Consider the following 22,745-nt stretch of genomic DNA (forward strand, 5'->3'; position numbering starts at 1 on the left):
GGCGATTTTTATACGTTAAATCTGAAGACTACTATATCCCCATCCTGCATCACATAATCTTTTCCTTCCAGTCTCATAAGTCCCATTTCTCTTGCTGTTGCCTGTGAACCGGCTTTTACTAAATCTTCATAAGAGATTACTTCTGCCCTTATAAATCCTTTTTCAAAATCTGAATGAATTTTCCCTGCTGCTTGAGGTGCTTTTGTGCCTTTTTTTATTGTCCAAGCGTGGACTTCTTTTGGTCCAGCAGTGAAAAAGGTTATAAGTCCAAGGAGAGAGTAACCATGTCTTATTATGTTGTTAAGGCCGGGTTCGGCAAGGCCGTATTCTCTCAAAAGTTCATTTCTTTCTTCATCACTTAAAGAAGCTAATTCTTCTTCAATTTTTGCACTTATAACCAAAACTTGAGAATTTTCTTTTTCAGCATATTCTTTTAGTTGCTTTACATATTGATTTTCTTCTCCTGAAATTAAATCTTCTTCTGATATATTTGCTACATACATGACGGGTTTAGAGGTAAGCAACATAAGTTGACATACAAAACTTTTTTCTTCTTCGGTAAATTGAAGAGCCCTTACAGGTTTCCCTTCATTCAATCCTTTTTTTATTTTTTCAAGTATTTCCAATTCAAAGGCTGCTTTTTTGTCATTTCGCGCAAGTTTTGATGTTTTTTGAAGCCGCCTTTCGACAACTTCCATATCAGCAAGTATAAGCTCTAAAGTTATTATTTCAACATCTCTTATAGGATCAATACTTCCTTCCACATGGACAATATTGCTATCTTCAAAACATCTTACCACGTTTAATATAGCGTCAACTTCCCTAATATGAGAAAGAAATTTATTTCCTAAACCCTCTCCTTTACTTGCTCCTTTTACAAGGCCTGCTATGTCAACAAATTTTATAGTTGCGGGTATAACTTTTTGCGGATTTTCAATTTTTGCCAAAAAATCCAGCCTTTTATCTGGTACAGCTACAATTCCCACATTTGGTTCAATAGTACAAAAAGGATAGTTTGCACATTCTGCCCCTGCTTTTGTAATGGCGTTAAACAAAGTGCTTTTGCCGACATTAGGTAGTCCAACAATTCCTATTTCCATTTCATCTTCCCTCCAATAGTTTTACATATGCATTATATATTACTCACAAAATTTTTTCAAATGTTTTTCGTAAAAATTCCATAATTTAGTATAATACTTTTTAATAAAAGTGAAAAAATATATTTTGAGGAGGTGCATAGCTTTGAAAAAAATAAAAAGTATAATTACAATAATGCTTATTGGGATAATGATAATGGTTTCAATGGCAGGATGTAAAACTGCGACTAGAAAGCCTACTCCTGCTCGTTATACACCGGCACCTACAAGGACTACTCCTGCGCCTTCTAAGACTCCAACTGCTGTAAAAAAACCGACTACAGAAAGTGCAAGAGCAAGTAGAATAGCTTCAAATGTTGCTAAAATTCCAGAGGTAAATAAGGCTACAGTGGTAGTATATGGAAGCACTGCTCTTGTAGGAGTGGATTTGAAAGCAAGAGTACAGGGAACTCTTGAAACAGATGTAAAAAAGAAAATAGAAAAGACTGTAAAAGATACTGATAAGTCTATAACAAGGGTCTATGTAACTGCAGATCCAGATTTGTACAAAAGAATAGAAAATATTGCTAAGGGTATTTCTGCAGGAAGACCAGTTTCTGAATTTGCAAAACAAATTTCAGAAATTATAAAACGCATTACACCTGGTATGTAACAGAAACCTGGGGTTTTTCCCCGGGTTTATGTATTATTGACTTTGTGTTACAATTATCATATAATCAAAAAATAATTGGATTATTTTAGAAGGAGTTGATGACATGGAATTAATTAGGAAACAATTAAACAACGGAATAAATTTATACATAGATACTACAGACAAATTTAAAACAGTGACAATTAATCTTTATATCCACAATCAATTAGGAGAAGAGGCTACAAAATACGCTTTGCTGCCTGCTGTTTTAAAAAGGGGTACTTCTAGTATTAAAACCTATAAAGAAATGGTGAAGTTTTTAGAAAACTTATACGGCACTACTATGGCTGTTTCTGTGTATAAAAAAGGAGAAAGGCACCTTCAACAATATAGATTGGAATTACCTCAAGAGGAGTACATAAAAGAGAATATTTTAGAAGAGGGAGTAAAATTTTTAAAAGAGTTAGTTTTCAACCCTCTTACAGAAGGAAATGCTTTTAATAAAGATTATGTACTTCAAGAAAAAGAGATTCACAAAAATTTAATAGATTCAAGAATAAATGACAAAACCAAATATGCGGTAGACCGTTGTTATGAAGAGATGTGTAAAGGGGAGCCTTTTGCTATTTTTGAATTGGGTAGAAGTGAGGATTTAAACTCCATTGATGAAGTCAACCTTTACCAGTATTATCAAAATTGTATTAATACTTTGCCAATGGATATATATGTTGTAGGAAATGTGGACCCTAGATATGTAGAAGAGGTTTTTACAAAATATTTTTCTTTTCAAAGAGGACAGATACTAAATATTCCTTCCCCCAATATATATAAAGAGGTAAAGGAAGTAAAGTATGTGACAGAAAATTTAGAAGTAACACAGGGGAAGCTTACTCTTGGCTTTAGAACTAATGTACCGGCTAACAGTGAGGAATATTTTCCTCTTTTGGTATACAGTGGTGTGTTAGGAGGAGGACCTTTTTCTAAACTTTTTATGAATGTGAGGGAAAAGGCAAGCCTTGCTTATTATGCTTATTCAAGGCTAGAGAGATTTAGAGGTTTAATGGTGGTAAGTTGCGGCATAGAGATAGAAAATTACAACAAAGCTCTTGACATAATACTTAAACAGTTAAAAGAAATTGAAGAAGGTAATATCTCAGATTATGAATTAGATTCCACAATAAAAGCCTTAAAGACCTCTTTGAATGCAATGAAAGACAATGCTACTTCTAAATCTGACTACTATTTGTCACAAAAAATTGCAGGAGTAGATTTAAATATAGAAGAATTTATTAAAAAAGTAGAAAAGGTGACAAAAGAGGACGTAGTGGAAGTTGCTAAAAAGGTTAAATTAGATACGGTGTATTTTATGACCGGCAAAAAGGAGGAATAATTATGCAGCAGTTGTACAATGAGAGAATAGACGAAAAAATGCTTTTACAAGAATTGGATAATGGCCTAAAAGTGTATATAATGCCGAAAAGAGGTTATACAAAGCAGTTTGCAATATTTGCTACCCATTTTGGTTCTAATGACAGTAAGTTTATCGCTCCAGGGGATACTGATGTAACGGAGGTACCTGATGGGGTTGCACATTTTTTGGAACACAAAATGTTCGAAGAGGAAGAAGGTAGTATTTTTGAGCAGTTTTCAAAATTAGGGGCTTCAGCTAACGCTTACACTAATTTTACTACAACTGCTTATTTATTTGCGAGTACTGAAAACTTCTATGAAAATCTAAAACTTTTAGTAAAGTTTGTACAAAATCCTTATTTTACAGATGAAAATGTGGAAAAAGAAAAGGGAATAATAGCTCAAGAAATAAGGATGTATCAAGATGACCCCAATTGGAAAGTTTATTTTAACGCATTAGAGGCTCTTTATCATGTACATCCAGTTAGAAAGGACATAGCTGGCACAATTGAATCAATTTCTCAGATAAATAAAGAAATTTTGTATAAGTGTTATTACACATTTTATCATCCTGAAAATATGGTATTGTTTGCGGTAGGAGATATTGATATAGATAAAACTCTTGACATTATAAAAGAAAATGTGAGACAGGATAAAAAACAAGGAGAAATAAAAAGGATATATCCTAAAGAGCCTTTAAGCGTTTATAAAAAAGAAGTGATACAAGATATGCAAGTATCCATTCCTCTTTTTAATCTAGGTTTTAAAGATACAGATGTGGGTTTTGGTGGAAAGAAATTATTAAAGAAGAACTTAGAGATACAAATAGGGTTGGAAATGGCATTAGGCAGAAGTTCTGACTTGTATGAGAGGCTTTACAATGAAGGGCTTATTGACAGCACTTTTAGCTTTGATTACGGTGGAGAGATAGATTACGGTTATTCTATAATAGGAGGTCAATCTAAAGATCCTTTTAAAGTGAGAGATATCATTTTAAATGCAATAAATAATCTACAATTTTTAAAGGAAGAAGATTTTGAGAGAATAAAGAAAAAATACATAGGAAAATTTTTAAGAACATTTAATTCGGTCGATAGTATAGCTTACAGTTTTATAAACTTTTATATGAAAGAAATAAATTTACTGGATTATTTAGATGTGCTTTACAGTATAAGCTTTGAAGATGTTAGAGAAAGATTTCAAAATCATCTGAGAGAAGAGAATAGTGTACTTTCCGTTGTGAATCCTATAAAAAAATAAAAAAATCAGGCGCAAAGCCTGATTTTTTTATTTTTTTATAAAAATTTAGCAGGATTTTTTAAATTTATATAGAATAACATATTAAGTGGTGCAATGTGGTGGTAAGTGGGAGAATGTGAAATGAAAGTTTGGTGTTTTGTATGTTGATGGGTCAATACGAACACACAATTGATGCAAAGGGAAGGGTCATAATCCCCGCTAAATTCAGAGGAGAACTGGGGGATAGGTTTGTATTGACTAAAGGATTGGACAATTGCTTATTCGTATATTCACTGGAGGAGTGGAAAAATATTGAGGCCAAACTTAAAACTTTGCCACTTACCAAAAAAGACGCAAGAGCATTTACGAGATTTTTCCTAGCTGGAGCTGTGGAATGCGAAATTGATAAACAGGGAAGAATACTTATACCTGCTAATTTAAGAGAGCATGCCAAAATAGAAAAGGATGTTATATTTATTGGAGTTTCTACAAGGGTTGAAATTTGGAGTAAAGAGGTTTGGGAAGAATACTCTAACAATACAGATGTTTCTTTTGAAGAGATTGCTGAGCATCTTGACGAATTAAATATATAGGTGTGATAAAAAATGGAATACAGCCATAAAAGTGTTTTGCTTAAGGAGACAATTGAATATTTAAATATAAAACCAGAGGGAATATATGTAGATGGTACTTTAGGTGGTGGAGGCCATTCTGAAGAAATATTAAAAAGGCTTACCACCGGAAAGTTAATTGCGATAGATAGAGATTTAGATGCGATAAAGGCTAGCAAAGAAAGGCTTAAAAATTACAAAAATGCAGAGTACATAAATGATAATTTTAAAAATATAAAAGAGATACTTAAAAGTTTGAATATTGACAAGGTTGATGGCATCCTTTTGGATTTGGGGGTATCTTCTTATCAATTAGAAGAAGTTAAACGGGGTTTTTCTTATATGAAAGATGCTCCGATGGATATGAGAATGGACAAAAATTCACCTTTTTCTGCCTATGATGTGGTGAACAAGTATTCACAGCAAGAATTAGAAAGAGTGATAAGAGAATATGGAGAAGAGAAATGGGCATCACGTATTGCTAAATTTATTGTAAAAGAAAGAGAAAAAGGAGAAATAAAAACTACTTTTCAGTTAGTAGAGATTATAAAAAATGCTGTTCCTGCCTCTGCCAGGAGAGAAGGACCACATCCAGCAAAAAGAACATTTCAAGCCATACGAATAGAAGTCAATGAAGAACTTAAAGGTTTAGATAAGGCGATTGAGGATATGGTAGAGGTATTACGGGGGAAAGGGCGCATTGCGATAATCACATTTCACTCTTTGGAAGATAGAATTGTGAAGAATACTTTTAAAAAATTAGAAAATCCCTGCACTTGTCCACCTAATATGCCATGTACTTGTGGTAAAAAACCGGTAGTGAAGATTATAACAAAAAAACCGGTACTACCTTCCAAAGAGGAAATAGAAACAAATTCCAGGTCCCGTAGTGCAAAACTTAGAGTTGCGGAAAAACTGTAAGTTCTAAAAGAAATGGAGGTAGAATAAATTGATAGTAGCACAAAGAGAATATAATTACGAGTATCCCCCATATACCTCAGAAAAGAAAGAGCAAATAAGAAAAACTAAAAAAAATGCGAAATTAAAGAATTTACTTTTGGTGTTTTTTATAAGTTCTCTAAGCATTTTGATACTTTACAGGTATACTGTAATTTATCAAAGGTCAATTGCTTTAGACAAAATGGAAAAACAAGTACAATATGCAGAAAATTTAAATCAACAATTAAAAGCCCAAATTGCTTCTTTAACCAATCCCGCTCGAATTGAAGAGATTGCAAAAGAAAAATTAGGAATGCAATTGCCAGAAGAAAATCAGATAGTCTACATAAATGTGGGAGAAAAGCCTAAAGTAGCTGAAGAGAAAAAAGGTGAAGAGAAATCACAAGATAAAAGTAACTTTTTTATGAGGATATTGGGGGTGTTGAATAGATAGGGGGGATAATAAATATATCCAACCATATCTGTAAAGAGAAGAATTCTTTTTTTACTTTTTTTATCTTCTATAGTAGTTTTTGGACTTATACTCAGACTTTTTTGGATACAGGTAGTAAAAAGTGAAGATTATCAAAAGATGGCACTTCCTCAATGGACTTTAGAAGTATCTGTTAGTGGTAAAAGGGGAAATATATTTGATAGAAATGGCAAAGTATTAGCAGAAAATATAAGTGTTAATAAAATAAGTGTTATCCCTAAAGAAATACCTGATTCTCAAAGAGAAGCAGTAGCTGAAGCTTTAGCCCAAATATTAAATTTAGATAAAGGAAAAGTTCTTCAAAAGATTTCTAATAAAAACTTACAAGAAGTGTTAATTGCTAAACAAGTTGATGACGAAAAGGTAGCAGAGATAAGAAAGCTTAATATAGATGGAATAATAATTTCTGAGGACATGAAAAGATTCTATCCCAATAATACTCTTGCATCACATGTCTTGGGTTTTACTGGAATTGACAACCAGGGTTTAGATGGCGTTGAATTAGCATTTGACAACTTTTTAAGAGGTATTCCGGGAAGAATTTTTACTCCAATGGATGCTATAGGTAGAAAGATGGATGTGGGAGAGGAAGAGTATTTTGAACCTCTTCCAGGTTATAACGTAGTGCTTACAATAGATGAAACTATTCAGCATTTTGCAGAAAAGGCTCTTAACCAAGCGATGGTTCATTCTAAGCCTTCAAAAGGAGCAGTAGCCATTGTTATGGACCCCAAAACAGGGGAAATATTGGCTTTGGCTAATAGACCAAATTTTAATCCTAATAATCCTTTTGAAGGACCGCAGGAAGAATGGTATAAAGTTTGGCGAAATAAAGCTATTTCTGATTCTTATGAACCTGGTTCTGTTTTTAAGACAATTACTGCTTCTGCAGCTTTAGAAGAAAAACTTGTAGGTCTTAATGAACAGTTTTATTGTCCGGGCTATACTATAGTTTCTGGACATAGAATAAATTGCTGGGCTACCCATGGCAGTGAAAATTTTGTTCAAGGTGTTCAAAATTCTTGCAACGCAGTTTTTGTGACGTTAGGACAAAGGCTAGGAGTAGAAAAACTCTATAAATACATACATGATTTTGGATTTGGACAAAGGACAGGAATACTTCTTCCTGGTGAAGCTCCAGGTCTTGTATTGGCAGAAAGTAGTGTTGGGCCTGTTGAGTTAGCCACTAATTCTTTTGGGCAAGGTATTGCTGTGACGCCTCTTCAGATGATTACTGCTGTCTCCGCAATAGCCAATGGAGGAAAATTGATGCAACCTCTAATTGTGAAATCAATTGTAGATTCAAATGGAAAAGTAGTGAAGGAATTTAAACCAAAAGTAGTGAGGCAAGTCATTTCTGAACAGACCTCTTCTACAATGAGAGAAATACTAAAAAGTGTAGTGTCAGAGGGAACAGGCAAAGCAGGATATATTGAAGGATTTGATGTAGCTGGAAAGACTGGTACTACAGAAAAATATATGCCAGGCAAATATGTGGCATCTTTTATAGGTTTTGCACCAGCGGAGGATCCAAAAGTTATTGTGTTGGTGGTAATAGATGAGCCTAATAATCCGGAAACCCATTTTGGAAGCCAATTGGCTGCACCTGTAGTAAAGAGTATTTTAGAAGATACCTTAAGATATTTGGAAGTACAGCCAAGAGGAATAGAAAAACCTGCATCAGTTGTAGTACCGGATGTGAGGAATATGAAGCTTTATGAAGCAGAAAACATTATTTTATCGAATAAGCTTAACTTTATTATAGAAGGAAATGGAGATACTGTTTTTGACCAAATGCCTAAACCAGGAGCAATTGTAGAAGAAAACACACAAGTTATTTTGTACTTAAATGCTGAAAAAATACAAGAGGTAGTAGTTCCTGATTTAACTGGTAAAAGCGTAAAAGAAGCTACAGAAATTTTAAATTCTTTGGGGCTTAAAATAAGAATAAAAGGCAGCGGTTTTGCTGTGAATCAAAGTCCGAAAGAAGGCACGATTTTGAAAAAAGGCGAAACTGTAGAAGTGGAGTTTAGGCCTAAGGAAAAATAAACTTCCTCTATGCAAAATCTATAATTGTGCTATACTATTTAGTGGTGGTATGCTTTTTAGATATTTTTGTGAGGAGGCCTAACATGAAACTAATAGATATTTTGAAGGGTGTTAAGTGCGAGATAAAAGGAGATCCTAATATAGACATCAGTGGGGTGTGTTACGATTCCCGTAAAGCCAAAAAGAAATATTTATTTATTGCTATAAAAGGGTTTAAAACCGATGGTATTTTCTATGTGGAAGAGGCTATTAAAAATGGGGCAGTTGCAGTGGTAGCAGATAGGGAAATAAAAGAATATCCTGGCATTACAACAGTATTAGTAGAAGATGCTCGAGCTACCATGGCAAAAATAGCTTCTAATTTTTACAATAACCCCACCAGCAAACTTACTTTAATTGGTGTAACAGGAACAAATGGCAAAACCTCTGTTACTTATATGCTAAAAGCGATTTTAGAAAGGCAAAATAATAAAGTGGGCCTGGTGGGGACTATACAAAATATGATAGGGGATGAAGTGATACCTTCTGTACATACCACACCTGAATCGTTAGATTTGCAGGAGCTTTTTAGCATTATGGTGAACAAAGGTGTTAAGTATGTAGTTATGGAGGTATCGTCCCATTCTTTAGCATTAAATAGAGTAGACGAATGTGAATTTGATATAGCAATTTTTACCAACTTATCCCAGGACCATTTAGATTTTCACCAGAACATGGAAGAGTATGCTAAGACAAAGAGTAAGTTATTCAAGATGGCAAAGAGGGCGTCGGTTATCAATATAGATGATAAATACTCTTCTATGATGATTGAGAGTTCTAAAGCAAAGGTTTTGACTTATGGTATAGAAGATTTTGCTTATGTTATGGCAAAGGATATTAGGAATAGTTTAGATGGTGTAAAGTTTAAAGTTCAGATTGAAGATAAAAAAGAAGAGATGTCATTGAAAATTCCTGGTTTGTTTAATGTCTACAATGCTTTAGCTGCTATTACAGTGGCTGATTTTCTTGGTATTTCTTTGCGAAGTGTGAGAGAGGCTTTAAGTCAAGTTACAGTAAAAGGTCGATTTGAACCGGTGGAGACAGGAAAAGACTTTTATGTGTTCATAGATTATGCCCATACTCCTGACGGAATACAGAATATAATGGAAGCCTTGAAGGAATATAAAACTGGGAGAAAAATACTTCTTTTTGGTGCTGGAGGAGATAGGGATAAAACTAAAAGGCCTTTGATGGGAGAAGTTGCAGGAAAATATGCAGATTTTTGCATTTTGACATCAGACAATCCTCGTTCGGAGGACCCAAGAGAAATAATTTCACAAATTGAGGAAGGCATAAAAAAGACTAATTGCCCTTATGTTGTAATAGAAAATAGAAAAGAAGCGATAAGATACGCTCTGACTAATGCTCAAAAAGACGATGTAATAATATTAGCAGGCAAAGGCCACGAAACTTATCAAATTATAGGAAATAAGGTTATTCCCTTTGATGAGAGAGAAATAGTTAAAGAAATTTTGTCTGAAGGTGGTAATAAATGATGGAACTTTTAATAGATGAAATTGTAAGAGCCACAGAGGGAAAATTGATAAAAGGAAATTTAAAGGACAAAGTAATGGGAATTTCGACTGATTCGAGAAAAGTCAAAAAAGATGAATTATTTATCCCTTTGAAAGGGGAAAAATACGATGGAGAAGATTTCGTAAAAGATGCAATAGACAAAGGTGCTAGTGCAGTTATTACTGCGAGGTTGGATAATGTAGAATGTTTGAAAGATTTTTCAGTTAATGTCATTTACGTTAATGAGACTTTAGAAGCTTTGCATAAAATTGCTTCTTATTATAGAAAAAAATTCAATATTCCTTTTATTGCTGTGACAGGTAGCAGTGGAAAAACTACTACGAAAGATATGATTGCACAAATATTGTCTAAAAAGTATAAAGTTTTGAAAACAGAGGGAAATTTTAATAATGAAATTGGCTTGCCATTGACAATTTTTAATTTGGAAGATACTCATCAGATTGCGGTAGTGGAAATGGGAATGAATGGTTTTGGAGAAATTAGGAGGTTAAAGAATATTGCAGAGCCTCAAGTAGCAGTTTTTACAAATATAGGAGTTGCTCATATCGAAAAATTAGGCTCAAGAGAAAATATATTAAAAGCAAAAACTGAGTTAATTGAAAATTTTAAAGAGGAAAATGTGATTGTATTAAATGCAGATGATGATATGCTATCAAAAATTCCTCTGCAGTATTCAAGTAAGTATTACAGATATGGTATAAAAAGTGGAGAAATTAAAGCTTGCGATATAGAAAAAGAAGAAAAAGATATAAAATATACTTTAAAATATAAAAATTTGGCGAAAGAAATAAAGCTTTCGGTTCCTGGTATTCACAATGTGTACAATTCTCTTGCTGCAATTTGTGTTGGATTAGAGTTTGGTATTAATGTAGAGGACATGGCAGAGGCTTTAAAAGATTTTCAACCAGGCAAAATGAGACTTAATATAATAAAAATAGGTGATATAAAAATTATTGACGATGTATATAATGCTAATCCGGATTCTATGAAAGCAGCTTTAAGCGTATTAAGGGATTTACCTGCTAAGAGAAAAATAGCAGTTTTAGGAGATATGCTGGAATTAGGTGAGTATGCAGTAGAAGCCCACAAAGAAATAGGAAAATTGGTGGCAGATAGCCATATAGATATTTTGATAACCTCTGGTGATATGTCGAAATATATTGCAGAAGAATCCAAGGTTTGTGGGATGAAAGAGAATAATATTTTTGTTTGTAACACTAATAAAGAGGTTAATGAAATTTTGAAAGATATTATCAAAGAAGGGGATTCAATTTTAGTAAAAGGTTCAAGAGGTATGAAAATGGAACAAATAGTACAATTTTTACAGGAGAGGGTAAAGTAAAATGTTACAAAAGATAATTTTGGCTACAGTTGTTGCTTTTGTGCTAAGCTTGGCCTCTGGTCCTCTTTTTATACCTTATCTTAGAAAATTAAAATTTGGGCAAAAAGTAAGGGAAGATGGGCCTAAAAGCCACATAAAAAAATCTGGAACCCCTACAATGGGGGGAATAATGTTTATTACAGCCACAGTTATTTCTACTTTAATTTTTTCTCATTGGAATAAATATTTGGCTATTTTGTTATTAGGTTTTTTGGGATATGGTTTAATAGGATTTGCAGATGATTTTCTAAAGGTTTATTTTAAAAGGCCTTTAGGTTTAAAAGCGAGAGAAAAACTTATTGGACAGTTTTTACTTGCGATAATCATTTCATATTTTGCTCAAGAATATGTAGGAACAGAAGTGATTTTTCCTTTTTTAAAAACTACTATTGACCTTGGCAATTTTTATATTCCTTTTATAGTTTTTGTGATTGTAGGAACAGTAAACAGTGTAAACTTGACAGATGGGCTTGATGGATTAGCAGCAGGTGTATCTTTTATTGTTATGGCTTTTTTCACTATGACAGCTTTATTTTTAAATAATATAACTTATGGAGCGTTCAGTGCCGCTTTGACAGGAGGATTGCTAGGATTTTTGAGGTATAACCGTCATCCTGCGGAAATTTTTATGGGAGATACTGGTTCCTTAGCTATTGGAGGAGCTATAGCTACTGCCGCGGTTTTGACTAAATTGCCTTTGATTTTGCCCTTGATAGGTATTATTTATGTGGCTGAAGCTTTTTCAGTGATTATTCAGGTATTGTCTTTTAAATTGTTTGGTAAAAGAGTTTTTAAAATGAGTCCTTTACACCATCATTTTGAACTGTCAGGATGGCAAGAACAAAATGTAGTCTACGCTTTTTGGATTGTTACTTTAATTGCGATGTTTTTATCTTTTTATAGTTTAAGCTAAGGAGTGCAAATTATGGAACTAAAGGGTAAAAAAGTTCTTGTGGCAGGTTTAGGAGTTAGCGGAATAGCTTTGTGTAAAGTGTTGGACAGCTTGAAGGCGAAAGTAATAGCTTATGATGAAAAAGAATATGATGTATTAAAAGAAAATTTAGAAGAAATTAAAAGTTTGTCCATAGATTTTAGGTTTGGTAAATTCAAAAAGGAATTTTTAGAAGGTGTGGATTTGGTTGTTTTAAGTCCAGGTGTTCCTACTGATTCGGATATAGTAAAAACAGCACAAGAAAAGAAAATTGAATTATTGGGAGAAGTGGAGTTTGCATATAGGTTTTCTAAAGCTCCTATTTATGCAATTACAGGTACAAATGGCAAGACAACTACTACTTCTTTATTAGGAGAAATGTTTAAAAATACGGGGAGAAAAGTATATGTTGCTGGGAATATTGGTTATCCACTTATTTATGCTGTCATGGAAGCGGCAGAAGGGGATTTCATAGTAGCAGAGATTAGTAGCTTTCAATTAGAGACTATAAAAGAGTTTAAACCTAAAATAAGCTGTATAATAAATATTACTCCTGATCATTTAGACAGACATAAAACCTTTGAAAATTATAGGGATATAAAAGGAAGAATTTTTGAAAATCAACGAGAAGATGAATATACTGTTCTCAATTACGATGACCCTGTTACTTGGAGTCTAAAAAATAAGGCTAAATGCAGAGTTTTTCCTTTTAGTAGAAAAAGTTTATTAGAAAATGGGGCATATATAAAAGATGGAAGTATTTATATAAGTGTTAATGGAAATGCTGAAAAAATTATTGACATAGAGGAAATTTATATTCCTGGAGAACACAATTTAGAGAATGCATTGGCCGCTTCTTCAGTAGCATATCTTTCAGGGATTAGTGCAGATGTTATTGCAAATACTTTAAAGACTTTTAAAGGTGTAGAACATAGGATTGAGTTTGTTGATGAAATAAATGGTGTAAAATTTTATAACGATTCTAAAGGGACTAACCCAGACGCTTCAATTAAAGCAATACAGGCCTTAAAAACCCCTATAGTTTTAATTGCTGGTGGTTATGATAAAGGTAGTGAATTTGATGAGTTTGTAAAAGCCTTTAATGGGAAAGTAAAGAAATTGATTTTGATAGGGCAAACTGCAAAAAAAATCAGAGATACTGCAAGGAAGTATTCTTATCCTGAAGATGACATACTTTTTGCTGGTACCTTAGAAGAAGCTGTTAAAAAAGCTTATGAAAGTGCGAAAGAGGGAGATAGTGTACTTTTATCACCAGCTTGTGCCAGTTGGGATATGTTTAGGAATTTTGAGGAGAGGGGAAGAATCTTTAAAAAGGCAGTGGCAGAGTTGAGGAGGTAAAATAATGAAAAAAAAGTACCCTGTGGATTATGGCATTTTACTCACAGTTTTAATACTAGTCTCCATTGGTGTAATTATGGTCTTTAGTGCTAGTTCTGCCAGTGCTGAGTATATGTATAATGACCCTTATTATTTTTTAAAAAGGCAATTGTTATGGGTAATATTGGGTTTTTTTGCTATGGTTTTTATGATGAATTTTGATTACACTATTTTAAAAAAGTTAGCTGGTCCTTTACTTATTATTTCGATTGGATTGCTTATTGCAGTCTTGATTCCTGGAATAGGAGTTGAAAGGTATAATGCAACCAGATGGATAGGAGTTGGAAGCTTTACAATACAGCCTTCTGAAGTGGCAAAATATGCTCTTATTATATACTTGGCAAAATATTTTGACAAACATCCTGATTATGCAAAGAGTTTCAAAAAAGGAGTTATGCCTGTCTTAGGATTGGCAGGATTGTTTTTTGGTCTTATAATGTTACAGCCTAATTTTAGTACAGCTGGTATTATATTTATTGTGGCTGTAATAATTCTCTTTGTAGCAGGTGCTAAATTATCTTTTATGGGAGCTTTATTTGGAGCAGGAATTGGGGCAGCGGTCGTTGTTTTTTCATCTTTTGAGTATATACGGGAAAGGGTATTTACATTTTTAAATCCGTGGCAGGATATTCAAAAATCTGGGTATCAAATCGTACAATCCCTTTATGCATTAGGTTCTGGAGGACTGTTTGGAGTTGGACTTGGAGGAAGCAGGCAAAAACTTATGTATCTGCCTATGCCTCACAATGATTTTATATTTTCCATAATTGGAGAAGAATTAGGACTTGTTGGTACAGTCACTATACTTTTGATGTTTTTATACCTTATTTTGCGAGGTTTGAGAGTGGCAGCAAAAGCTCCAGATATGTTTGGATGCCTTTTAGCTACAGGAATTACAAGTCTTATAGGAGTGCAGACACTTATAAATGTTGCGGTTGCAACTTCTTCTATGCCACCTACAGGGGTGTCTCTTCCTTTTATAAGTTATGGAGGTACTTCTACAGTTATTATGATGGCAGGAGTAGGAATACTATTAAATATTTCACGATATGCAAATTTAGATAGGAGTTGATGATAATTGAAATATTTGTTTGCAGGTGGAGGTACTGGAGGACATATTTATCCTGCCATAGCCATTGCTAAGGAAATATTAAAAAATGAAAAAAATGCTCAAATTTTATTTGTAGGTACAAAAAAAGGTTTAGAAAATGAGTTAGTACCAAGAGAAGGTTTTGAATTAAAGACGATTACTGTGCAAGGATTTAAAAGGAAATTATCATTGGATACGTTAAAAACTATTTATAAAGCAATGGTGGGTCTTAAGGAAGCAAATAATATTTTAAATGAATTTAAACCAGATGTAGTAATTGGAACAGGGGGATATGTTTGCGGTCCTGTTTTAATGATGGCGGCTTTAAAAGGGATACCTACTTTGATTCATGAACAAAATGCTTTTCCAGGCCTTACAAATAAGGTACTATCACGATTTGTGAAAGTAGTAGCGGTAAGTTTTGAAGAATCAGTTAAATATTTTAAAAATAAAGAAAAAGTTGTGGTAACAGGTAATCCAATTAGAAGAGAATTGCTAAAAGTTACTAAAGAGGAAGGTTTAAAAAATTTGGGTTTTTATTCTGATAAACCTTTAATAGTATCAGTAGGGGGAAGTAGAGGAGCAGAAAAAATAAATTTTACAATGGTAGAATTTTTAAAGCAAAAGGATAAAAACTTGCAAGTTTTAATAATTACAGGAGCTAATCAATATGAAAAAGTGTTGGAAAAAGTTAAAACTGAAACTATAGACATAGATGAAACAGTTAAAATAATTCCTTATTGTCACAATATGCAGGATGTATATGCTGCCGCAGATATTATAATCTGTAGGGCTGGGGCTATTACTTTGGCAGAAATTACTGCAAAAGGTGTTGCTTCTATTTTGATTCCTTCTCCTTATGTTGCTAATAATCACCAAGAGTATAACGCCCGGGTGTTAGAAAAAGCCGGAGCTTCTTATGTTATTTTAGAAAAGGATTTGACAGCAGAAAAATTATACAAAAAAATCAAATATCTTTTGGATAATCCTCAAGTACTTTCAAAAATGAGAGATAATGCCCAAAAAATTTCTAAAATTGATGCTGCGGAGAAAATATACAAGCTTATAAAAAGCATAACTTAATACCCTATGTAACACCCCATCTTATTTATGCATAGTATATGGTGTAAGCTGTATTAAATTTAGGGGTGATAAGATGGGGAAATTTAAAATTAATGGAGGGAACAGGCTGTATGGTGAGTTAAAGGTAAATGGCGCTAAAAATTCTGTTTTACCCATCCTTGCAGCATCAATTTTAAATGAAGGGATTTCTGTAATACATGATTGTCCTAAATTAAAAGATGTTTATTCAATGATAGAAATTTTAGAACATTTAGGTTGTAAGGTAACTTTTAAAGGCAGAGACATTATTGTAGATGCAAGGGATGTAAAAGATAGTGAAATACCTGATAGCTTAATGAGAACCATGAGGTCATCTATATTTTTGATGGGGGCTTTAATATCAAGAAACAAAAAAGCTTTGATGAGTTTTCCAGGAGGTTGTGATATAGGACACAGACCTATAGATTTACACCTTAAGGGTTTGAGAAGATTAGGAGTTAAAGTGGAAGAATCTTATGGATATATTAAATGTGAAGGTGGGAAGATAAGAGGAAATGAAATTCACTTAGACCTTCCTAGTGTAGGAGCCACAGAAAATATCATGTTGGCGGGAGTTTTTGCAGAAGGCGTCACCATCATTAGAAATGCAGCAAAAGAACCGGAAATAGAAGACTTGCAGAATTTTTTAAACTCTATGGGGGCTAAAATATCAGGAGCTGGTACTAACACGATTATCATAGAAGGAGTAAAAAGATTGCATGATGCGGAATACACCATAATTTCAGATAGAATTGTTGCGGGTACTTATCTTTGTGCTGCGGCGATGACACGAGGAGAATTAACAGTAGTAAATGCTTTAAAAGAACATTTAGAACCATTGTTGTCAAAATTGAGAGAAACGGGATGCGAAATACATGCTGGAAATGATTATATAAAAATTATATGCGATAAGCGCCCCAAAGCAGTAGATATGATTGTTACATTGCCATACCCTGGCTTTCCCACAGATTTACAGCCCCAGATGGTTTCGGTTTTATCTGTAGCAGATGGGACATCTATTGTTACGGAGACAATATTTGATAATAGATTTAAATACACAGAAGAACTTATACGAATGGGAGCAGATATAAAAGTGGATGGAAGAGTAGCGGTAATACGTGGTGTTGAGAAGCTAATGGGTGCAAAAGTAGTAGCAAGAGATTTAAGGGGAGGAGCTGCTTTGATTATTGCAGGTTTGGGAGCAGAAGGTGCTACAATAGTAGAAGAAGCAGAACACATTGATAGAGGATATGAATCAATCGAAAAGGCTTTAAAAAGTGTGGGAGGGGATATTGTAAGAATAATGTAAAACAGCGTCATGCTGTTTTACATATGCGAAAGAAAAGTACAAGCAGGGGATGGTTTAATGGTTAAAAGGGCTTTTAAGAAGCGGTTTTTAATATTTATGTTTGTGATGCTAGTATTTATAGTTTTGCTTTACCTTTTTATGTTTCAATCAAATTATTTTGAGATTAAAACTATAAAAGTTGTAGGCAATCAAATTTTATCTTATAATGATATTAAAGAGTTGGCTATGATAGATTATGGAATGAATATTTTTAAAGTTACTCCTAAAAAAATAGAAAGTAATTTACTTGCTAACCCCTATATAAAAGAAAGCAAAGTAAAAATTCAATATCCTGATACTGTAGAAATATTTATAAAAGAAAGACAAATAGTTGCACAAGTCAAATATCAAAAAGACTATTTAATGATAGATAAAGAAGGAGTGGTAATAAAAAAGGACGATTATAACCCTGAACTTCCTGTTATAGAAGGAATAAAAGTTGAGAAATATCAAATTGGCAAAAAGTTGAATGATATTTTTGAAAAAAGTTATTTGGGAACGCTTTTAGAACTCATAGAAGGTACTGATTTTTGTTCTGTTATAAAATATATGAATGAAAGACAAATTATATTAGTTACAAAAAATGGCATAGATATATCTTTTGACAATCCTTTGGATATTAATTATTCTTTCAAATTTGCCGAATTAATATTAAAAGATTTGGTTGAAAAAGGGTATCATAAAGGTACAATTCAAATTATTGGAGACAGCAATCCAGTATTTATGCCATAGAGGATGGGGGTACTTATGAAAAAAAGTGTATATATTTCCGTAGCTTTAGTTTCAATAGTATTAGGAATAATGCTTTCTACTCAATTTAAAATAGTAAAAAAAAGCGGCGTAGTTACTGTGCAGAGAGCAGAAGAATTGGCAGCTCAATTAAAGGAACTGCAGTCAGAAAAAGATGCTCTTCTAAAACAGATTAATGATTTAGAAGCAAAAATAAATGCTTACGAAGATTCTGCGTCCAAGAATAGCGTAATTACTCAAACTTTGAAAAATGATGTAGAAAAATATAAAGAATTAGCAGGACTGACTGACCTTCAAGGTCCAGGAGTAATTGTAACTATAAATGATAGCAAACAAGCCGTTCCCCCAGGACAAGACCCTAATTTATTTTTGGTTCACGATGAGGACTTATTGCGAGTTGTAAATGAGCTAAGAGCGGCAGGAGCGGAGGCCATATCTTTAAATGACCAAAGATTAATTGCTACTTCAGAAATTAGGTGCGTTGGTCCTACAGTAAATGTAAATTCTGTGCGTTTTTCTGCGCCGTATGTCATAAAGGCTATTGGAGACCCTGATACATTAGAGGCTGCTCTTAAGCTAAAGGGTGGAGTAGTAGATACTTTAGCTACTTGGGGAATAGAGGTAAATATCAAAAAATCGGACAATATATTGATTAAAAAATATGACGGAGTGATAAAGTTTAGATATGCAAAACCTTTAGTTGAAGGAGAGAACAAGTAATGGCTTATATTATAATAATTAGTTTATTAATAGGAATAGTGATAGGTTTTATTTTGCCAATTAATATCCCCAGCACTTATGTTTCTTATTTATCTGTTGCTATTCTTGCAGCGTTGGATTCAGTTTTTGGTGGTATTAGAGCTAGTCTTGAAGAGAAGTTTGATAATCTTATTTTTATAACTGGCTTTTTTGGCAATGCGATATTGGCAGGAGGCCTTGCTTATATTGGAGATGTGTTAGGAGTTCCTATTTATCTTGCGGCAATTTTTGTATTTGGAAGCAGGCTATTTGTCAATTTTGCATATATAAGGAGATATCTGATAGACAAGATGCGAAAAAGATAGCAGTCTCCTGAAGGAGGATTTGATAATGGGTGATTTAATAGTTGGTTTAGACATTGGCACATCTAAAGTATGTACAATTATTGGAGAAGGGGATAAAAATGGAGAACTGCATATTGTTGGGATTGGCTATTATCCGTGTTATGGGGTTAAAAAAGGGGTTATTGTAGATATAGATGAAACTGCCTATTCTATAAAAAAGTCTGTGGAGCAAGCGGAAAGAATGGCCAACCAAAAAATATCCTCTGTGTATTTGAAAATATATGGAGGGTTGACGACTATATATAAAAACAATGGAGTAGTAGCAGTATCGAGAGAAGATAGAGAAATAACAAAACAAGATGTGGATAGAGTTTTACAAGCTGCTAAAATCATTGCTATTCCTTCTGATAAAGAAATTATCGATGTTATACCATTAGAATATATTGTGGATGGGTATGGGGAAATAAAAGACCCTGTTGGAATGGCGGGTATAAGGTTAGAGGTAAATGCCGCTATAGTAACAGGTAGTGTTACCGCTATTCAAAATATGGAAAAGTGCGTTAAAAAAGCAGGGTTAGAGGTAGAGGGAATAATTGTAGGCCCTTTAGCTACAGGAGAAGCAGTACTTTTAAAAGATGAAAAAGAGTTGGGGGTTGCATTAATTGATGTGGGTGCAGGAGTGACTGATATTTCTGTTTTTAAGTATGGCAGCCTTATTTATTCATCTATGATAGCAGTCGGTGGATGGCATATCACAAACGATTTATCTATAGGGTTAAAGATTTCTTTTGAAGAAGCCGAAAATATAAAGAAGAAATATGGAACTTTAGAAAAATTATCCCCTGAAAAGCTGGAACCAATTAAAATTGCTAGTTTAGCAGGTAAAAGCAAATCAGCTACAGATGTAAATGAAATATCTGATATAATAGAAGCGAGGGTTTCTGAACTTTTAATGCTTGTGTATGAGAGATTGGAAGAAGCAAAAGTTCTGGAAGACATTGTTACAAATGTAGTCATAACAGGTGGAGGCATTTCCTTTTTAAAGGGAAATATAGAGTTGGCACAAAAAATTTTTAATAGAAACATTCGCATTGGTTCTCCGCAAAATATCGGAGTAGCAACTCCTATTTACTCGGCAGGGGTAGGAGTGGTAAAATATGTATATAACAATAAGAGGTTTATGCATAATGTCCAACCGACTGATAAAAAAGAGAAAAAGAGTTCTAAATTAGTTGATAAACTCAAAGAAATATTTAGCGATTTTTGGGCGTAAAGAGGAGGGTTTTTTGTGATAGGTATAGAAACTGATATGGAACAATTTGCTGCTATTAAAGTAATAGGAGTTGGTGGTGGAGGCGGAAATGCTGTAAATCGAATGATTGATGCTGGCCTTCGCGGTGTTGAGTTTATTGCAATTAATACAGACAAGCAGGCTCTTTATTTATCGAAAGCTGAAATAAAAATACAAATTGGTGAAAAATTAACAAAAGGGTTAGGAGCAGGAGCAAACCCTGAAATTGGGAAAAAAGCTGCTGAAGAATCTAGAGAAGAAATAGAACGAGTTATAAAAGGTGCTGATATGATATTTATCACTTCTGGCATGGGAGGAGGCACAGGAACAGGAGCTGCTCCTGTTGTGGCGGAAATAGCAAAAGAATTAGGAATTTTGACTGTAGGAGTAGTTACCAAGCCTTTTACCTTTGAAGGGAGAAAAAGGATGGCCCATGCAGAAATGGGCATTGAAGAACTTAAAAAACATGTAGATGCTCTTATTACTATTCCTAATGATAGATTATTGCAAGTTGTAGAGAAAAAGACTTCAATGATCGATGCTTTTAAATTAGCGGATGATGTTTTAAGACAAGGTGTTCAAGGTATATCCGATCTTATTGCAGTTCCTGGACTTGTCAATGTGGATTTTGCTGATGTAAAAACGATTATGACAAATACAGGTCTTGCACATATGGGAATAGGCATAGCTTCTGGGGAAAATAAAGCTACTGAGGCAGCGAAACAAGCCATTCATAGTCCACTATTAGAGACTTCAATTGAAGGCTCAAGAGGAATTCTTTTGAATATTGCAGGAGGTCCGAATTTAACCATATTTGAAGTTAATGAAGCGGCTAATTTTATCTATGAGGCTGCTGACCCTGATGCAAATATTATATTTGGTGCAGTAATAGACGAGGCATTAGAGGACCAAATAAGGATTACTGTTATAGCTACAGGATTTGAAAGAAATGAAAAATCTAAGGATACAGCAAAGAAAAAAGACACTAGGGAGCCTGAAGTAAAATTAGAAAATGTTATAGAGAGTGATGATTTAGATATACCTACTTTTTTAAGAAGAGGGAGACGATAAATCTGCAAAGGTTTCTTTGCAGATCAGTTTGTTGACAAAGTTAAAAAATATTCAAAGGAGATATTTTGCATCGTCGCTCCGATGTTCCAAAGCGACAAAACTAAAGCTCGACCTTCGGGCTCCGGCAGGGTACCGGGCACAATCGGCATCCATGCCTTAAGGTGCCCGCCTTCGCCATCCATGGCTTCGGCCCTGCCTCCACCCTCGGTCTTGCTAAGTTTTGTTACCGCTTTGTAACAAGTCGCTCCTTATGCAAAATATCTCCTTTACGAAAGTTTGTCTACAGTCTGATCTGCAAAGGTTTCTTTGCAGATTTTTTTATGCAAAAATTCTACAAAAACAACCTTATTTTTATTCCAAAATATTACAATAAATTTGAGATTTTTATTTTATAATATGAATAAAATAAGCAAATGGGAATATACATTGTATAAGGATTAAAAGAGTCCCCGGGGATGGTATGAATGTATTTAGACGTAATTTTTTTCGAAAATTTAATTATTAACTATCTTATTTTATCCCTTACACGAAAATTTTCTAAAAAGGGCAGCAAACCTATTAAGCTTTTTTTAGGTGCATTATTGGGAGCGTGTTATGTCCTAATATTTTTTTTGTTACCTTATAAGATGATTCACGAAGTTTTCGCAAAAATTATTTTATCTCTCTTAATAATATATATGGCATTTACTCCAAAAACATTAAAAGAATTTTTGAGAATTTTAGCAGTTTTTTATCTAATTTCTTTTGCGATAGGTGGGACAATTTTTGCAGTTTTGTATACGGCAAAATTTAATTTACACAGTTTATGGATTGGAATATTGATAGCTATTTTACTTTTCTATACTAATTGGGATTATATAGTGAGAAAATCAAAAGAGGAAAAAATGTTATACAGCATAAAAATAGAAATTTTTCAAAAACAAGTAGAGATAAAAGGATTATTGGATACTGGAAATAGATTATACGACCCTTTAACTAAATCGCCTGTTGTGGTAGTAGAGTTTTTGGCTATGAAAAATATACTTCCTGATAATATGGAAATTTTATTAAATGAAGAGAAGATAGATTTTAACAAAATTTTTGAAGTTTTGAAAGAGGAAAGATGGTTATCAAGGATAAGGTTAATACCCTTTATATCAGTAGGACAGTCTAAAGGAATAATGTTAGGATTTAAGCCAGATAAATTAGTGGTAGGTGAAAAAGAGATAAGGAATGTAATAGTAGGAGTATACAAAAGCCAAATAGATAAATATGGTAATTATGCGGCGTTGTTAGCACCAGAAATTTTAGTATAATG

Annotated in this window: 22 protein-coding genes; 20 read left to right on the forward strand and 2 right to left on the reverse strand. The window is 33.5% G+C overall.

The window, feature by feature from the left end; all coding sequences use genetic code 11:
• Positions 1 to 8 precede the first annotated feature (8 nt).
• Positions 9 to 1,100, reverse strand: a complete 1,092-nt coding sequence (gene ychF / locus THEBR_RS04105; RefSeq protein WP_009052557.1) for a redox-regulated ATPase YchF — start codon at positions 1,098 to 1,100, stop codon at positions 9 to 11.
• 142 nt (positions 1,101 to 1,242) lie between these two features.
• Between ychF and THEBR_RS04110 the strand changes: the two genes are divergently transcribed.
• The 19 genes from THEBR_RS04110 (at position 1,243) to ftsZ (ending at position 21,448) form a co-directional block, all read left to right on the forward strand.
• Positions 1,243 to 1,749, forward strand: a complete 507-nt coding sequence (locus tag THEBR_RS04110; protein WP_009052556.1) for a YhcN/YlaJ family sporulation lipoprotein — start codon at positions 1,243 to 1,245, stop codon at positions 1,747 to 1,749.
• Between the two features lie 103 nt (positions 1,750 to 1,852).
• The gene (gene yfmF, locus THEBR_RS04115) at positions 1,853 to 3,118 is read left to right on the forward strand and encodes an EF-P 5-aminopentanol modification-associated protein YfmF (protein ID WP_012269180.1); all 1,266 of its coding nucleotides are present in this window, start codon (positions 1,853 to 1,855) and stop codon (positions 3,116 to 3,118) included.
• A 2-nt stretch (positions 3,119 to 3,120) separates the two neighbouring features.
• Positions 3,121 to 4,398, forward strand: coding sequence for an EF-P 5-aminopentanol modification-associated protein YfmH (gene yfmH, locus THEBR_RS04120; protein ID WP_012269181.1), 1,278 nt, complete (start codon positions 3,121 to 3,123; stop codon positions 4,396 to 4,398).
• Between the two features lie 140 nt (positions 4,399 to 4,538).
• On the forward strand, positions 4,539 to 4,970 hold the full coding sequence (gene mraZ, locus THEBR_RS04125; protein ID WP_012269182.1) for a division/cell wall cluster transcriptional repressor MraZ: 432 nt from the start codon (positions 4,539 to 4,541) through the stop codon (positions 4,968 to 4,970).
• 12 nt (positions 4,971 to 4,982) lie between these two features.
• Positions 4,983 to 5,909 (forward strand): 16S rRNA (cytosine(1402)-N(4))-methyltransferase RsmH, encoded by a 927-nt coding sequence (gene rsmH, locus THEBR_RS04130; protein ID WP_012269183.1) that lies wholly within the window; start codon positions 4,983 to 4,985, stop codon positions 5,907 to 5,909.
• A 28-nt stretch (positions 5,910 to 5,937) separates the two neighbouring features.
• A complete protein-coding gene (gene ftsL, locus THEBR_RS04135) occupies positions 5,938 to 6,381 on the forward strand; it encodes a cell division protein FtsL (RefSeq protein WP_012269184.1) in 444 nt (147 codons plus the stop codon).
• Between the two features lie 69 nt (positions 6,382 to 6,450).
• Positions 6,451 to 8,469 carry a stage V sporulation protein D gene (locus THEBR_RS04140; protein WP_483027679.1) on the forward strand — a complete coding sequence of 673 codons (2,019 nt, stop codon included), beginning with the start codon at positions 6,451 to 6,453 and terminating at the stop codon, positions 8,467 to 8,469.
• Between the two features lie 83 nt (positions 8,470 to 8,552).
• Complete coding sequence (locus tag THEBR_RS04145) at positions 8,553 to 10,004, forward strand: UDP-N-acetylmuramoyl-L-alanyl-D-glutamate--2,6-diaminopimelate ligase (protein WP_009052550.1); 1,452 nt, start codon at positions 8,553 to 8,555, stop codon at positions 10,002 to 10,004.
• A complete protein-coding gene (locus THEBR_RS04150) occupies positions 10,001 to 11,386 on the forward strand; it encodes a UDP-N-acetylmuramoyl-tripeptide--D-alanyl-D-alanine ligase (RefSeq protein WP_009052549.1) in 1,386 nt (461 codons plus the stop codon). The genes THEBR_RS04145 and THEBR_RS04150 overlap by 4 nt, the downstream gene beginning before the upstream one ends.
• Before the next feature lies 1 nt (position 11,387).
• Complete coding sequence (mraY, locus tag THEBR_RS04155) at positions 11,388 to 12,338, forward strand: phospho-N-acetylmuramoyl-pentapeptide-transferase (RefSeq protein ID WP_009052548.1); 951 nt, start codon at positions 11,388 to 11,390, stop codon at positions 12,336 to 12,338.
• Positions 12,339 to 12,350: 12 nt separating this feature from the next.
• Positions 12,351 to 13,715 (forward strand): UDP-N-acetylmuramoyl-L-alanine--D-glutamate ligase, encoded by a 1,365-nt coding sequence (gene murD / locus THEBR_RS04160; RefSeq protein WP_012269185.1) that lies wholly within the window; start codon positions 12,351 to 12,353, stop codon positions 13,713 to 13,715.
• Between the two features lie 4 nt (positions 13,716 to 13,719).
• Positions 13,720 to 14,826 (forward strand): stage V sporulation protein E, encoded by a 1,107-nt coding sequence (gene spoVE, locus THEBR_RS04165; protein WP_003867927.1) that lies wholly within the window; start codon positions 13,720 to 13,722, stop codon positions 14,824 to 14,826.
• Positions 14,827 to 14,832: 6 nt separating this feature from the next.
• Positions 14,833 to 15,927: an undecaprenyldiphospho-muramoylpentapeptide beta-N-acetylglucosaminyltransferase gene (gene murG / locus THEBR_RS04170; RefSeq protein ID WP_009052546.1), complete on the forward strand. Its 1,095-nt coding sequence runs from the start codon at positions 14,833 to 14,835 to the stop codon at positions 15,925 to 15,927.
• Positions 15,928 to 16,000: 73 nt separating this feature from the next.
• The gene (gene murA / locus THEBR_RS04175) at positions 16,001 to 17,254 is read left to right on the forward strand and encodes a UDP-N-acetylglucosamine 1-carboxyvinyltransferase (RefSeq protein WP_012269186.1); all 1,254 of its coding nucleotides are present in this window, start codon (positions 16,001 to 16,003) and stop codon (positions 17,252 to 17,254) included.
• Positions 17,255 to 17,311: 57 nt separating this feature from the next.
• Positions 17,312 to 18,025, forward strand: a complete 714-nt coding sequence (locus THEBR_RS04180) for a cell division protein FtsQ/DivIB (protein WP_012269187.1) — start codon at positions 17,312 to 17,314, stop codon at positions 18,023 to 18,025.
• A gap of 15 nt (positions 18,026 to 18,040) precedes the next feature.
• A complete protein-coding gene (locus THEBR_RS04185; RefSeq protein WP_004402385.1) occupies positions 18,041 to 18,763 on the forward strand; it encodes a DUF881 domain-containing protein in 723 nt (240 codons plus the stop codon).
• Complete coding sequence (locus tag THEBR_RS04190; RefSeq protein WP_012269188.1) at positions 18,763 to 19,107, forward strand: small basic family protein; 345 nt, start codon at positions 18,763 to 18,765, stop codon at positions 19,105 to 19,107. The genes THEBR_RS04185 and THEBR_RS04190 overlap by 1 nt, the downstream gene beginning before the upstream one ends.
• Before the next feature lie 25 nt (positions 19,108 to 19,132).
• A complete protein-coding gene (gene ftsA, locus THEBR_RS04195; RefSeq protein WP_004402384.1) occupies positions 19,133 to 20,359 on the forward strand; it encodes a cell division protein FtsA in 1,227 nt (408 codons plus the stop codon).
• A gap of 15 nt (positions 20,360 to 20,374) precedes the next feature.
• Complete coding sequence (gene ftsZ / locus THEBR_RS04200; RefSeq protein WP_004402383.1) at positions 20,375 to 21,448, forward strand: cell division protein FtsZ; 1,074 nt, start codon at positions 20,375 to 20,377, stop codon at positions 21,446 to 21,448.
• Between the two features lie 23 nt (positions 21,449 to 21,471).
• On the opposite strand, the gene THEBR_RS12210 is transcribed toward ftsZ, so the two are convergent.
• Positions 21,472 to 21,630, reverse strand: coding sequence for a hypothetical protein (locus THEBR_RS12210; RefSeq protein WP_003869009.1), 159 nt, complete (start codon positions 21,628 to 21,630; stop codon positions 21,472 to 21,474).
• A 282-nt stretch (positions 21,631 to 21,912) separates the two neighbouring features.
• Here THEBR_RS12210 and spoIIGA point away from each other — a divergent pair, with 282 nt between their 5' ends.
• The gene (gene spoIIGA, locus THEBR_RS04205; RefSeq protein ID WP_012269189.1) at positions 21,913 to 22,743 is read left to right on the forward strand and encodes a sigma-E processing peptidase SpoIIGA; all 831 of its coding nucleotides are present in this window, start codon (positions 21,913 to 21,915) and stop codon (positions 22,741 to 22,743) included.
• Positions 22,744 to 22,745 lie beyond the last annotated feature (2 nt).

The sequence above is a fragment of the Thermoanaerobacter brockii subsp. finnii Ako-1 genome, from assembly GCF_000175295.2.
GTDB lineage: Bacteria > Bacillota > Thermoanaerobacteria > Thermoanaerobacterales > Thermoanaerobacteraceae > Thermoanaerobacter > Thermoanaerobacter pseudethanolicus.

Bases quoted from the DNA above. Each gene is read 5' to 3' on its own strand.
- THEBR_RS04180 (WP_012269187.1), top strand. From the start codon at position 17,312: ATGGTTAAAAGGGCTTTTAAGAAGCGGTTTTTAATATTTATGTTTGTG.
- ftsA (WP_004402384.1), top strand. From the start codon at position 19,133: ATGGGTGATTTAATAGTTGGTTTAGACATTGGCACATCTAAAGTATGT.
- mraY (WP_009052548.1), top strand. From the start codon at position 11,388: ATGTTACAAAAGATAATTTTGGCTACAGTTGTTGCTTTTGTGCTAAGC.
- THEBR_RS04145 (WP_009052550.1), top strand. From the start codon at position 8,553: ATGAAACTAATAGATATTTTGAAGGGTGTTAAGTGCGAGATAAAAGGA.
- THEBR_RS04190 (WP_012269188.1), top strand. From the start codon at position 18,763: ATGGCTTATATTATAATAATTAGTTTATTAATAGGAATAGTGATAGGT.
- THEBR_RS04185 (WP_004402385.1), top strand. From the start codon at position 18,041: ATGAAAAAAAGTGTATATATTTCCGTAGCTTTAGTTTCAATAGTATTA.
- yfmH (WP_012269181.1), top strand. From the start codon at position 3,121: ATGCAGCAGTTGTACAATGAGAGAATAGACGAAAAAATGCTTTTACAA.
- yfmF (WP_012269180.1), top strand. From the start codon at position 1,853: ATGGAATTAATTAGGAAACAATTAAACAACGGAATAAATTTATACATA.
- murA (WP_012269186.1), top strand. From the start codon at position 16,001: ATGGGGAAATTTAAAATTAATGGAGGGAACAGGCTGTATGGTGAGTTA.
- THEBR_RS12210 (WP_003869009.1), bottom strand. From the start codon at position 21,630: ATGGATGGCGAAGGCGGGCACCTTAAGGCATGGATGCCGATTGTGCCC.
- mraZ (WP_012269182.1), top strand. From the start codon at position 4,539: ATGTTGATGGGTCAATACGAACACACAATTGATGCAAAGGGAAGGGTC.
- murD (WP_012269185.1), top strand. From the start codon at position 12,351: ATGGAACTAAAGGGTAAAAAAGTTCTTGTGGCAGGTTTAGGAGTTAGC.
- THEBR_RS04150 (WP_009052549.1), top strand. From the start codon at position 10,001: ATGATGGAACTTTTAATAGATGAAATTGTAAGAGCCACAGAGGGAAAA.
- rsmH (WP_012269183.1), top strand. From the start codon at position 4,983: ATGGAATACAGCCATAAAAGTGTTTTGCTTAAGGAGACAATTGAATAT.
- ychF (WP_009052557.1), bottom strand. From the start codon at position 1,100: ATGGAAATAGGAATTGTTGGACTACCTAATGTCGGCAAAAGCACTTTG.
- spoIIGA (WP_012269189.1), top strand. From the start codon at position 21,913: ATGTATTTAGACGTAATTTTTTTCGAAAATTTAATTATTAACTATCTT.
- spoVE (WP_003867927.1), top strand. From the start codon at position 13,720: ATGAAAAAAAAGTACCCTGTGGATTATGGCATTTTACTCACAGTTTTA.